General features: G+C 27.8%; 12 protein-coding genes. 10 read left to right on the forward strand and 2 right to left on the reverse strand.

What is annotated here, in order from left to right:
• Window positions 1-29 precede the first annotated feature (29 nt).
• From CLSA_RS02375 to rho, 9 genes are all read left to right on the forward strand, one after another.
• Window positions 30-875 carry a cyanophycinase gene (locus tag CLSA_RS02375; RefSeq protein WP_022743799.1) on the forward strand — a complete coding sequence of 282 codons (846 nt, stop codon included), beginning with the start codon at window positions 30-32 and terminating at the stop codon, window positions 873-875.
• Window positions 847-3,468: a cyanophycin synthetase gene (cphA, locus tag CLSA_RS02380; RefSeq protein WP_022743800.1), complete on the forward strand. Its 2,622-nt coding sequence runs from the start codon at window positions 847-849 to the stop codon at window positions 3,466-3,468. Before CLSA_RS02375 ends, cphA begins: the two co-directional genes overlap by 29 nt.
• A gap of 96 nt (window positions 3,469-3,564) precedes the next feature.
• Window positions 3,565-4,407: a 4-(cytidine 5'-diphospho)-2-C-methyl-D-erythritol kinase gene (ispE, locus tag CLSA_RS02385; RefSeq protein ID WP_022743801.1), complete on the forward strand. Its 843-nt coding sequence runs from the start codon at window positions 3,565-3,567 to the stop codon at window positions 4,405-4,407.
• A 63-nt stretch (window positions 4,408-4,470) separates the two neighbouring features.
• Window positions 4,471-5,232 carry a stage II sporulation protein R gene (gene spoIIR, locus CLSA_RS02390; protein WP_022743802.1) on the forward strand — a complete coding sequence of 254 codons (762 nt, stop codon included), beginning with the start codon at window positions 4,471-4,473 and terminating at the stop codon, window positions 5,230-5,232.
• A 10-nt stretch (window positions 5,233-5,242) separates the two neighbouring features.
• Window positions 5,243-6,232, forward strand: a complete 990-nt coding sequence (locus CLSA_RS02395) for a DUF814 domain-containing protein (protein ID WP_022743803.1) — start codon at window positions 5,243-5,245, stop codon at window positions 6,230-6,232.
• Window positions 6,233-6,364: 132 nt separating this feature from the next.
• Window positions 6,365-6,781 carry a YwiB family protein gene (locus CLSA_RS02400; protein ID WP_022743804.1) on the forward strand — a complete coding sequence of 139 codons (417 nt, stop codon included), beginning with the start codon at window positions 6,365-6,367 and terminating at the stop codon, window positions 6,779-6,781.
• Between the two features lie 493 nt (window positions 6,782-7,274).
• The gene (locus CLSA_RS02405) at window positions 7,275-7,607 is read left to right on the forward strand and encodes a hypothetical protein (RefSeq protein WP_022743805.1); all 333 of its coding nucleotides are present in this window, start codon (window positions 7,275-7,277) and stop codon (window positions 7,605-7,607) included.
• A gap of 132 nt (window positions 7,608-7,739) precedes the next feature.
• Window positions 7,740-9,344: a CTP synthase gene (locus tag CLSA_RS02410; RefSeq protein WP_022743806.1), complete on the forward strand. Its 1,605-nt coding sequence runs from the start codon at window positions 7,740-7,742 to the stop codon at window positions 9,342-9,344.
• 584 nt (window positions 9,345-9,928) lie between these two features.
• Window positions 9,929-11,395: a transcription termination factor Rho gene (gene rho / locus CLSA_RS02415; protein ID WP_022743807.1), complete on the forward strand. Its 1,467-nt coding sequence runs from the start codon at window positions 9,929-9,931 to the stop codon at window positions 11,393-11,395.
• Window positions 11,396-11,527: 132 nt separating this feature from the next.
• Here the strand turns inward: rho and CLSA_RS02420 are convergent, their stop codons facing one another.
• Together CLSA_RS02420 and rpmE are read right to left on the reverse strand one after the other, a co-directional pair.
• Window positions 11,528-12,643, reverse strand: a complete 1,116-nt coding sequence (locus CLSA_RS02420) for an MGDG synthase family glycosyltransferase (RefSeq protein WP_022743808.1) — start codon at window positions 12,641-12,643, stop codon at window positions 11,528-11,530.
• 204 nt (window positions 12,644-12,847) lie between these two features.
• The gene (gene rpmE / locus CLSA_RS02425; RefSeq protein ID WP_022743809.1) at window positions 12,848-13,057 is read right to left on the reverse strand and encodes a 50S ribosomal protein L31; all 210 of its coding nucleotides are present in this window, start codon (window positions 13,055-13,057) and stop codon (window positions 12,848-12,850) included.
• Between the two features lie 272 nt (window positions 13,058-13,329).
• Between rpmE and CLSA_RS02430 the strand changes: the two genes are divergently transcribed.
• Window positions 13,330-13,914: a thymidine kinase gene (locus CLSA_RS02430; protein WP_022743810.1), complete on the forward strand. Its 585-nt coding sequence runs from the start codon at window positions 13,330-13,332 to the stop codon at window positions 13,912-13,914.
• Window positions 13,915-13,921 lie beyond the last annotated feature (7 nt).

Below are 13,921 nucleotides of genomic sequence, written 5' to 3' on the forward strand. Positions count from 1 at the left end.
ATGTAATACATGATATGAGGTGATACTAATTGAAAGAAATTTTAAGTGGCAATTTAATAATTATTGGAGGAGCTGAAGATAAAGAAAATAAGAAAGAAATTTTAAACAGAGTTTGTAATTCAATAGATAAAGATAAGGATATATTATTAGTTGCAACTATTGCTACCGAATATCCAAAGGAAGCAGCAGCAAAATATAAAAAAGTTTTTAAGGAACTTGATGTTAAAAATATAAAAATATTAGATATTAGTAATAGGTTAGAAGCATTTGAACAATCGAATGCAGATTTAATAAAATCAGCATCTTTAATATTTTTCACAGGTGGAGATCAATTAAGAATAACAAGTTTGATTGGTGGCACCTCTGTTTATGATGCACTAAAGGAAGTTAGCCAAAAAGGAACTATTATTGTTGGAACTTCTGCAGGTGCGTCTGTAATGAGTGATACTATGATAGTACAAGGAGAGGACGAGGATTCACCAAGAAAATGTACATTAAAGATGGCTCCAGGTTTAGGGCTAATTAAAGATGTTATAATTGATCAGCATTTTGCTCAGAGAGGCAGAATTGGAAGATTGTTAACAGGAATTGCTCAAAATCCTGAAGTGTTAGGAATTGGTATAGATGAAAATACAGGAATAGTAGTAAATAAAGAAGGAATAATAGAGGTTATAGGGGAAGGAGCAGTTTATTTTATTGATGGAAGCGCAATTACTCATACAAATGTTTCGGAATTATATGCAGATGAAATTTTAAGTATGCATAATGTAAAATTGCATATCTTAACTGATGGAAACAGATTTGATCTTATAAAAAAGTCACCTTTTGAGGAGGAAAAATTTAGTCATGAAGATAGTTCAGAAGAGAATATATGAAGGAAAGAATGTATATTCTTATAAAAAATGTATTAGAATCGATGTTGATTTAGAGGGATATTGTGAAATACCAAGTAACGAAATACCTAATTTTAATTTCAATCTTATTAAAATTATACCAGAATTAAAAAAACATAGATGTGGAATTGATGAAGAAGGCGGCTTTGTTAAAAGACTTGAAACAGGAACTTATTTAGCGCATATTTGTGAACATATAATCATAGCAATACAAAATACTTTAGGTATAGATGTTTCATATGGAAAAGCTAGAGAAATTGAAGATGACATGTATTACATTATTGTAGAATATGAATATAAAAATACAGCAATTGAAGTAGCTAATTTAGCTATAGATTTAATTAATTGTTTAATTAATCAAATTCCATTAAACTTTCAAGAAAGAATATCAGTTATAAAAGAAACGTTAAGAAAAGAGGAAATTGGACCGAGCACAAAGGCAATTTGTGAAGCTGCTAAGGAATATAATCTTCCAGTGACACCTTTAGGGGATAGTGGAATTTATCAAATAGGTTATGGGAAAATGAGTAAGTTTATAGAAGCTACAATAGGAAATAAAACAGGATGTGTAGCTGTAGATATTTCTTGTGATAAACTATTAACAAAGAAATTGCTAGAAAGTCAGAATATACCTGTAGCACAAGGAAACAAGGTGCTTAATATAATTGGTGCTTTGAAAGAAGCTGAAGCTATAGGATACCCAGTAGTTCTTAAACCCCAATATGGAAGTAAAGGAAAAGATGTAATACTTAATATAGAAAATGAAAAGCAATTAGTGAATTCATACACAGATTTAAGAAAAACTCAAAAAGATATTATTATAGAAAAGTATGCTAATGGCAAAGATTATAGAATATGTGTGGTAAACTATAAAGTAGTAGCAGGTGCACTTAGAATTGCACCATTTGTGACTGGAAATGGAAAGGATAAATTAAGAACATTAATTAATATTCTTAATAACGATCCATTAAGAGGAGAAGATCATGAAAAACCATTAACAAAAATAAAAATTAATGAAGAATTGATTAGATGCATCATAAAGCAGGGGATGGATTTGGAATATATACCAGCAGATGGAAAGAAAATATTATTAAGAGAAAATGCAAACTTGTCAACAGGAGGCATGGCTATTGATTGCACAGACGAGATTTGTGAAGAAAACATAGAATATTGCATAAATGCAGCTAAAACATTAGGATTAGATATATGTGGAGTGGATATTTGCTCAAATGATATTAGTGTTCCTATAAGCGAGAATAATGGAATTATAATGGAAGTTAATGCAGCACCTGGAATAAGAATGCATCATTACCCTTCGAAAGGTAAAAAACATGATGTTGGAAAAGCAATACTTGAATCACTTTATGATGGAGAACCAAGTAGTATTCCTATAGTATCTATTACAGGTACAAATGGGAAAACAACAACTACTAGGCTAGTTAATCATGTTTTGAGAAGAATGGGATATAATGTTGGAATGACATCAACTGATGGTATATATTTAAATGATAGGTGTATACACAGAGGAGACGATTCTGGTTTTAATAGTGCTAAAACAATATTATTAAATAGAGATGTTGATATAGCAGTTTTAGAAACGGCAAGAGGCGGATTGATAAGAAAGGGTTTAGCATATAACGTAGCAGATGTTGGCGTTATCACTAATATAACTAATGATCATCTTGGATTAGATGGCATAAATTCGATGGAAGAACTAAGCTTTGTAAAATCATTAGTTGGAGAAGTTGTAAAGGAAGATGGTTTTGTTGTTATAAATGCTGATGATAAATATAGTAAAACTATAATTAATAGATTTAAATGCGAGAAAATTTATTTTTCTAAATCAAAAAATAATGAATTAATACAACAAAATATAAGGAATAATAAAATAGCGATTTTTATTGAAAATGATATGATGTGCGTAATTAATAATAACAGAAAATATGAGATACTTTCTGTTAAGAAGTTACCTGTATCTTACAATGGTATATTAGAATATAATATAGAAAATGCGATGGCTGCATGTGGAACTTTAATAGGATTAAAAGTAGATTATTGTATGATTTCTAAAGGATTGATGGATTTTCAATTAGATGATAAAGATAGTAATGGAAGATTCAATCAATATATGTACAATTCTAGAAGAGTTATTTTAGATTACGGACATAATATTGAGGGATATAAATCGGTAATATCTTCATTGGAAAAGATAAAGGAAAAAAATAATATAATTGGAGTAATAGGTATACCAGGAGATAGACAAGATGATATAGGGTATGAAATAGGAAAAATATGTGCTAATCACTTAGATAAAATAGTAATAAAAGAAGATAAAGATAGAAGAGGCAGAAAAATTGGTGAAGTTGCGTCTGTGTTGGAAAAATCTATATTAAAGAATAATAAAAATGCAAAGGTAAGCATATGTCTAGATGAAGTAGAGGCACTTAAACATGCTTTGAATATAAGTAACAAAAATGATATAATTGTTGTTTTCTTTGAAGATTTAAAAAGACTTACAGATTTTATTAAGAAGGAAAATGTACCTGAATGTGTAAGTGAAATTTATAATTTCTAAAAATATAATATAAACCTTTTATCAACAACTTAATTAGACAGGATTTTTCACCTATGATAAAATGTTATTAAAATGTGAAGAAAGGATAAATAAAAGATGAAAATTAAGGCTTATGCCAAAATAAATATTGCCTTAGATGTTGTTGGGAAAAGGGATGATGGGTATCATTTATTAAAAATGATAATGCAAACTATAGATTTATATGACATAATTGATATTGAGAAAACTCAATCAGGAATTGAGATGAAGTGCAATAAACATTATGTACCAACAGATGAAAGAAATTTAGCATATAAAGCTGCAAAATTATTTAAAGATACTTATTCTATACAAGATGGTGTATATATTAATTTAATAAAAAATATTCCTGTTTCAGCAGGGCTTGCTGGTGGAAGTACGGATGCAGCAGCTGTTTTGAAGATTATGAATAAAATGTTTAATGTAAATGCATCGGATAATGAATTGAAAGCTTTAGGATTAAAGTTAGGGGCTGATGTTCCATATTGCATTAATGGTGGAACTGCATTATGCGAGGGGATAGGAGAAAAGATTACTCAATTAAAACCTTTTAAAGATAAGATTGTAGTTTTAATTAAGCCTTCTTTTGGAGTATCAACTAAAGAAGTATATAAATCATTTGATTTATCTAAAGTTGTTTTTCATCCAAGAATAGAAGAATTAATGGAAAACATGGCAAATGATAATCTTTATTTTGTAGCAAATAATATGAAGAATTTATTAGAAAATGTAACTTTAAAGAAGCATAAGATTATAGCTAATATTAAAGATGAGGTTAAATCAAAAGGTTGCATTGGCACTATGATGAGTGGAAGTGGGGCAACTGTGTTTGCATTTTTTGATGATATGTTAAAAGCTCAGAATTGCTATGATAATATGAAGAGAGATTATAAAGATGTATTTATAACTAGAACAATTTAATTTTATTTGAATGTATAAAAAGCCTCCAAGTGGTAATAATTTTAGCTACAAGGGGGCTTAGTTATGAAAAAAAGTATTAAATTAAAAAGTTTAGTGTATATAGGATTGGTTATAATTAGCACAACTGTATTGACAGGATGTTTTGAAAGTAGTCAAGATGTGGACAAGGGATATAGTATTAATCAGTTAGTTAATACTACTAAAAGTGAAAACAAAACTCGAGTACTTAATTATGATGAAGTAAAAGATTCATTAATCAGATTTCACGTTATTGCCAATAGTGATAGTGAGGAAGATCAAAATTTAAAAATAGAAGTAAAAAATAGAGTTATAGATTATCTATATCCATATTTAAATGAATCTAAATCCATAGAACAATCAAGACAAATAATAAAAGATAACATGAATGAAGTGAAAAATATTGCAGAAGATGTAATAAAGAGAAACAATTATAATTATGATGTTAAACTTGAATTATCAAGAGAAAATTTTCCAGATAAGTCTTATGGAAATATCACTTTACCACAAGGAAATTATGAAGCATTTAGAATAATAATAGGAAGTGGAGAAGGCAAGAATTGGTGGTGTGTTATGTTTCCACCATTATGTTTCGTAGATGAGTCAAAGGCAGAAGTGGAATATGATAAAGTTGAAAATAGAATAAAATCCAACAATGATGATTCTAACAATAAAAAGGATAATGCATCTCCAGCTAAATCTCAAGAAGTTACAAATGATGGAGAAGAATCTAATAAACAAAATAATAAAAACAATATACAAATAAAGTTTAAAGTAGTAGAAACTATAAAGAATTTATTTAACTAGGAGGATAAAAATGACAAGAGCATTAGCTATGATTTCAGGAGGACTAGATAGTATATTAGCAGCAAAGTTAATAAAAGAACAAGGTATAGAAGTAATAGGAATATGTTTTAGATCATATTTTTTTAATGAAGAAAATGCGAAAAGAATGACAAAACAAATTGGAATAAGATTAGAAGTTGTTGATTTTTCTAAGGAACATTTTGAAATGGTTAAAAATCCAAACCATGGTTGGGGTAAGAACATGAATCCATGTATAGATTGTCATGCAATGATGATGAGATATTCAGGAGAGTTGCTTAAAAAATTTGATGCTGATTTTATTATAACAGGTGAAGTTTTAAATCAAAGACCAATGTCACAAAATAGATCAGCATTAGATGTAGTAAAAAAACAATCAGGATTTAGTGATAAGATTTTAAGACCATTATGTGCAAAAAATTTAAAGGAAACACAAATGGAGATTGATGGATTAGTTGATAGAGAAAAAATGTTAGATATTTCTGGAAGAAATAGAAAGCCTCAAATGGCATTAGCTGAAAAATGGGGAATAAAAGATTATCCATCACCAGCTGGAGGCTGTAAACTAACAGAGCCTAACTATTCTATAAGATTAAAAGAAATTATAGATAGAAAAGGAGATGTTACAGAGAAAGATCTAAATTTATTAAGATATGGAAGACATTTTGTAACTGAAAATAATACTAAGATAATAGTATCTAGAACAAGTGAAGAAGGACAATATATAAAACAATTAATAAGTAAAAATGATTTGATGTTTTTAACTACTAAATTTAATGGTGCAATGGTTATAATACCAGAAGGAAATACACCGAATGAAGAGGATATAACATTAGCATGCAGACTTGCAGTCAGATACAGTAAAGGTAAAGATGAAGAGTTGGTTGAAGTTAAATACGGACAAGTTTCAACTAATTTCAATAATAAGAAAATAGTTAATTCAATAACACAAGAAGAATTAGATAAATATAATATAAATTAATATTATTTATATATAATGTGTAATTTAATATAAAAATAATTGAAACTAAGGTGAGTAGTAATAAATTAAATTTTACGGAAAAATTAAAATTGCAATATATAGAAATATTAATGATAAAGTTGGAGGAAGGTAATGGGTAAAAAGGCAATTATTAATGTTAAGAGTAGCATTTCTGGAGATGAAGAAGATTTAATAGAGGTAGTGACTCCAGGAAAGTTTTATAAAACGGAAGAAGGTTTTAAAGTAGAATACGATGAAACAAAAATTTCTGGAATGGAAGACACTCATACTATTATGATAATAAGAGAAAAGTCTTTTGACTTAATAAGAATAGGAAGTACAGAAACTACAATGGAATTTAAAAAAAATCATGAATCAATATCTTTATATAAAACGCCATATGGAGTAATGGAGATTTGTATAAATACAAAAAAATTAGAAATTAATATGACTGATGATGGTGGTACAATAAGTACATTTTATAATTTACATATAGAAGGTCAACAACCATTAAAAACTAAATTAATAGTTGATATTAAGGCAGATTAAATTTGTTATAAAAATAATTAAAGATATAAAAAATAACGTTACTATAGATATCTAATTTATAAATTACACTTATGTTTTGAATGTATATTCAAAAGTAGGAGGATTCTTTTGCTCGATTGCTATAGAATATTGCTGTGGATTTCTACCAGTAAAAGTTATTATATTCTTTTACGTTCGCAAGGCAAGCTTGTGACAAGCAAGAATAAAACAACTTTTATTGCAGAAATGTTTATAACAATGTTTTAATGCAATGCTATGCAAAAGAATCCTCTTACTTTGTAATTTGGCGTACATTTCTAAGCTTGAATATAGTTTGGAGTTTGTTTATTTATAGAAAATGAGTATTAACTAAATTTAATGAGTTATTTAATTCGGGTAAATTGCCATATAAGTTTAAATTCTAAGTAGTTTATGTATAAAAATAAATCATTAGGATTTAAATGGGATTATATTTTTGAATTTATGGGAATAATTAAAAGAAGGAGGAATCTTTATGATAAGTAAATTAAGATATTTAAAAATATTAAATATGATATGTAATTACTATGGTATTAATCAAAATGAATTTATAGACTTATTGAAAGTTAGAGAAAATAAATATTTATTATTATTAATTTTAAAAAATAATAAATGTTTAGAATGTGAAATAATTAAAGAAATGTTAAACGTCAAAACAACTAAAAGTATAAAGAATAACTTGAAGTTAGCAGAGGAAAAATTACTTATAAATAAGGATTTTAGAGAGAGGTATTTTGAAATAGAAGAGAACATAGAGATGAATAATAAATTTGATAAAAAAAAACTAGCTATTAATAAAAATATGTGATATTATAATACCTATGTTATTGAACAACACAAATAGCCCATAATGTATTTTATGGGGTAATTTATATTATATCATAAAATTAAAAAAAGTCAATATAAGAGTAAAACATGTTTTGACATAGGGAGGAAAAAAATGAGCACTAAATACATTTTTGTTACAGGTGGAGTTGTTTCGGGGATAGGAAAAGGGATAACAGCAGCATCTCTTGGAAGATTATTAAAGAATAGAGGAGTGAAAGTTTCTCTTCAAAAATTTGATCCATATTTAAATGTGGATCCAGGAACAATGAGTCCATATCAACATGGAGAAGTTTTTGTAACTGATGATGGAGCTGAAACTGACTTAGATTTAGGACATTATGAAAGATTTATAGATGAAAATTTGACTCAAAATTCAAATGTTACAACTGGTAAAATATACAGTTCAGTTATAGAAAAGGAAAGAAGAGGAGAATATCTTGGAGGTACAGTTCAAGTAATTCCTCATATAACAAATGCTATAAAGGATAAAGTTTATCAAGCAGCTAAAGAAAGAGATGTAGATGTAATAATTACTGAAATTGGTGGAACAGTTGGAGATATAGAATCTCAACCATTTTTAGAAGCTATTAGACAAATAAAGAGTGAAGTTGGATCAGAAAATGTTTGTTATATCCACGTAACTTTAGTACCATACTTAGGAAAAGCAGGAGAATTAAAGACAAAACCAACTCAACATTCAGTAAAAGAATTAAGAACTATTGGTATACAACCAGATATCATAGTTTGTAGAACAGAAAAAGAGTTATCAGATGACATAAAAGGTAAGATAGGTTTATTCTGTAATATAGAGGGAAGATCAGTAATTCAAAATCTTGATGCTGAACATCTTTACGAAGTGCCATTAATGCTACATGCTGAAGGATTAGATAATTTAGTATGTGAAAAATTACATTTAGGATGTAGAGATATAGACAATTCTGAATGGATTGAAATGGTTAATAAAATAAAGAATCTTAAGAATAATGTTAAAATAGCTCTAGTTGGTAAATATGTAGAATTACATGATGCATATATATCAGTAGTTGAAGCTTTAAGTCATGGTGGATATGCTAATAATTCAAAGGTTGAAATTAAATGGGTTAATGCTGAAGAAATTGAAACTGGAGATGTAAATGAAATTCTTTCAGATGTAGATGGAATATTAGTTCCAGGTGGATTTGGAGATAGAGGAATAGAAGGTAAGATTTCAGCTATAAAATATGCTAGAGAAAACAAAATTCCTTTCTTTGGAATATGTTTAGGAATGCAATGTGCTGTTATTGAATATGCAAGAAATGTATTAGGATTTGAAGGTGCAAATAGTTCGGAAATAAATCCAAATACTAAATATCCAGTAATAGATCTTATGAATGATCAAAAGGATATTGAAAATCTTGGTGGAACAATGAGATTAGGACAATACCCATGTAAATTAGAAGAAGATACTAATTCACATGAAGTGTATAATTCTGAGCTTATAAGTGAAAGACATAGACATAGATATGAATTTAATAATACATACAGACAGCAAATAGCTGAAGGTGGAATGAAAATAGTTGGAACAAGTCCAGACGGAAGACTTGTTGAAATTGTTGAAATTGAAGATCATCCATGGTATGTAGCAGCTCAATTCCATCCAGAATTAAAATCAAGACCAAATAAGCCACATCCATTATTTACTGGATTTATTAAAGCTGCATTAGAAAAAAACAACTAAAAATAAAATTTGTTATATTTTAAAATTTAAAGTATAATAACTTATGTGAACTGGTAAATGTTTAAGAACGTTACCAGTTCAAAATTATATTATTAAACAAAAATAATATAATATAATTTTAATCTTGCAAATAACTCTTAAATTAAAAACTAGTTAATAATTCAAGTTATTATAGAAATTAGGCACATGAAGAGAATAACAAGTCCAAAATGTCATGATTATTTCTGATAAGGCAAGGAAGTGGAGTTGTCTCATAGTGGGCTATTAGAGGAATCTGCTAATGTGAGCAGATAAGTGAAAGTCCAAATCTATGATTTGGTTTCTTGAATTTAGTTAACTCATTTATGAGTTAACCTCATATAAAAATGATTTGGTGTGAATCGCTTACTCAGTGAGCGTATGCGAGTTGAGCTTCATCTGATTAAAAATAGGCTTGGCAGGCGGACCAGTTATTTTTTTGAATGTACCTAAGTTTAAAATTCATTATCACATCTAAAAATCTTACGATTAACTTTTCCAGTTTATAAATTTAATTAAAATTTGATTTTTATAGATTAGACAGTCTATAAATTGGAGGTGCAAATTTGACAAGAGAACAATATGAAACCATGACTTTAACGAATTTAAAAGAAGTCGCTAAAGGATTAGGCATTAAGAATATATCAAAATTTAAAAAGAATGAGTTAGTAGAAGAGATAATAAAAACTTCTCCTAATTCTATAGAAAAGGATGGAGTAATTTTAAGGGAAAATATTGCTCCTAAGGTTCAAGAAAACAAAAATACAAATTCACAAATTAATAGAAGTTTTAATAATAATGAAAATATTAAACCAACCAATAATGGATTTGTAAATACAAGTAATAATGGAAGCGTAAGATCAGACGATGAAATAGCAAAGGCAGAAAAGCAGGAAAACTTAAAGGAAATGATAAATGAATCCAATACTGCAAAGGGAATTTTAGAGATTTTAGAGAATAATAATTTTGGTTTCTTAAGATGTAAAAATTATTTAACTAGCAGTGATGATATTTATGTTTCACCATCTCAAATTAGAAGATTTAATTTAAGAACAGGAGATGAAGTTCAAGGTAAAGTAAGAGAAGCAAAGGAAACTGAAAAATTTAAGGCATTGTTATTTGTTGAAAGTGTTAATGGAGAACGACCAGAAAAGGCAATTGGAAGAAAATCATTTGAAACATTAACACCAATATATCCTAAGGAAAGACTAAAATTAGAAACTTCAGATAACAGTGATTTATCATCTAGATTAATGGATTTAATTTGTCCTATAGGTAAGGGACAAAGAGGGATAATAGTTGCACCACCTAAGGCAGGTAAAACAACTTTGCTAAAAAGGGTTGCTCAAAATGTATCGAAAAATTATCCAGATGTAAAATTAATAGTTTTACTTATAGATGAAAGACCAGAAGAAGTTACAGATATGAAGAGATCTATAAATGGAGACGTTGTATATTCAACTTTTGATGAAGAACCACAAAATCATGCAAAAGTATCTCAAATGGTTTTAGAAAGAGCTAAAAGAATGGTTGAGCAAGGAAAAGATGTAGTTATACTTATGGACAGTATAACTAGATTATCTAGAGCATATAATCTTACAATAAATCCAACTGGTAGAACATTATCTGGAGGGCTTGATCCAGGAGCACTAATAATGCCAAAGAAATTTTTTGGAGCAGCAAGAAATGTTGAAGAAGGCGGAAGTTTAACAATACTTGCAACTGCACTTGTGGAAACAGGCTCAAGAATGGATGATATGATATTTGAAGAGTTTAAGGGAACTGGAAATATGGAAGTTCATCTGGATAGAAGATTACAAGAAAGAAGAATCTTCCCAGCTATAGATATTTATAAATCAGGTACTAGAAAAGAAGATTTAATTTTATCTAAGGAAGAGCAAGAAGTAGCATTCTCAATAAGAAGAACAATGTACAAAGATGGAAATGCAGATGAAGTTACAGAAAATCTTATAAATATGTTGTCCAAGACACGTGATAATAAAGAATTTGTAAGTATATTTCCTAAGAAATAATAAGGCGTGTGAAAATAAATAACAGTCGATTTGTCATGGATATTTTTCATTAGGCAAATAGACTTGTTATTTATTTGAATGTACCTAAATAAAAAAACGGTGATCATTTTGGTTTTAATGCTCACCGTTTTTTTATTTCTTTTTAACTTTATTAATTAAATCTTCAGCAATGTCAACAATCTTTGTTAATGAATATGTTGATGACAATGATTTTAATTTGACTTTTATTTTAGATAATTCAGCTGGATTTTGTATTAAATTATTTAATGTATCATTAATTTTGCTTAAATCCCTTATGCATAAAGCATATCCTTCTTTAGTTAGAAAATCTATATTTTCATTTTCTTGACCTGGAATAGCAAAAGGGATAATTAGTGGAATATTTTTAACAATAGATTCTGTTACTGTTAAGCCCCCTGGTTTTGAGATTATAACATCACAATAATCCATTAAATAACAAATATCCTTTGTGAATCCTAAAATATGAAGTTTTTTATTTTTAAATTGATTTTTATTACAGTATTTTGTTAATTTCTCTTTTAAATAATTATTTTTACCACAAACAACTGTTATCCTCAGTTTGTTAGGATTCTTTAATAATTCCTCTAACACTAGGGAAATAGTATTTAATCCAAGGCTTCCGCTCATAAGTAATAGATTAAAATATTCATCATCTTTCAAATCGCGTACATTTGTAACGTCAGTATAAAAGCGATTATTTATAGGAATACCTATAGGATATATTTTGTTAGGATCTACATTTCTATCTATTAATGATTGCTTTGTGTAATTACTTCCAGTAATATAAGCATCTACATAATCATCTACATAAAGATAGTGCGCTTTAAAGTCTGTAACTATTAAAATATAAGGGGTTTTTAATCCATTCTTTTTTAAATCGGAAATAACACTTATACTAAGGGAATGTGTTGCAATAATTATATCGGGTTTAATCTTATCTATTGATTTTGATACTTTTCTTCTTGTAACAAAAAAGAGAATTCTTAATAATCTATTAGTCATTTTACTGTCGGTAAAGTTATAAAACCACCCATAGAAGTTAGGGAATTTTGAGGCTAAAACTTCATAACCAATTACAATTATATCATTAAGGAATTTGCTGTTTTTAGCTAAAAAATCAAGTTTTGTGATTTCATATTCCGCATTTTGAAAAGATTCAGAAATTGAATCTGCAGCTTGGTTATGCCCTTGACCTGTAGATGTTGTTAAGATTAAAATCTTTTTCATGAAATTCACTCATTTCCATTATATTATAATCTATCGTTTATTATATCATTAAAATAATAAGTTATAATTTATATAAATATTATATGTATATATTTCAATCTTAATTGTGTGTAAATATTTTGGTAAAGAATATTAAATTTTAGTTGGTATTAATATATTATAACTGAAAGAAAAAGGGAAAGACAATGTCTTTCCCTAAATTTCTTACTTGTTGCCAAGGTTGAATCTCTTGTTGAATTTATCAACTCTTCCACCAACGTCAACAATCTTTTGTTTACCAGTGAAGAATGGGTGGCATTTAGAGCATATTTCAACTTTAAGTTCTTCTTTAACAGAACCAGTAGTGAAAGTGTTTCCACATGCACACTTAACCACAGTATCATGATGGTATTCTGGATGTATGCCTTCTCTCATTATTTTTCACCTCTTTCAATTATATAAACTATGTTAATTTCAATAACAACTATTTGATTATATCATAGGGTAAATTTAGCGTCAATATTTTAAACAATAAACTAGAATGTTTCTAACTATTAAAATATATAGTTGAAATTTAGTAATGTAAGGATTTTAATAAAAATATATGTAGATGATATAAAACTTAATAGTATAAAAATATCTTTTTATGACGGGTATTAAATGATATAATCGTTTATGATAACTAAAAAGGAGAGATTACTTTAGAGATGAGTAAATTATATTTTAGATACGGTGCTATGAATTCAGGTAAGTCAACTCATTTAATGCAAGTTGCTCATAATTATGAAGAACGTGGAATGAAAGTAATTATCATCAAGCCTAATTTAGACAGTAAGGGTGGAGATAGACTTGTTTCTAGACTTGGTGTTGATAGAAAGGTAGATTTGTTAATTTCAGAGGATGACAATATTTTTGATATAATCAAAGTATATTTAAATGAAAATAGAAAAATAGATTGTATTTTAGTTGATGAAGTACAATTTATGAAAGCTAATCAAATAGATCAATTATTTGAAATAGCAGTTAAGATTGATATACCTATTATATGTTATGGATTAAGAACTGATTTTAAGAGAGATGGCTTTGAGGGAAGCACTAGATTATTATTGTTAGCACATAGTATAGAAGAGATGAAAACAATATGTGCGTGTGGTAAAAAAGCTATATTTAATGGTAGAAAATTAAATGGGAAGTTTGTATTTGAAGGAGAACAAATTGCAATAGATGAGCAAAACGATGTTCAATATGAATCGTTGTGTGGAAATTGCTATTACAAATATAAGGAAAAATAACGTAAGG

The organism is Clostridium saccharobutylicum DSM 13864 (assembly GCF_000473995.1).
Lineage (GTDB): Bacteria > Bacillota > Clostridia > Clostridiales > Clostridiaceae > Clostridium > Clostridium saccharobutylicum.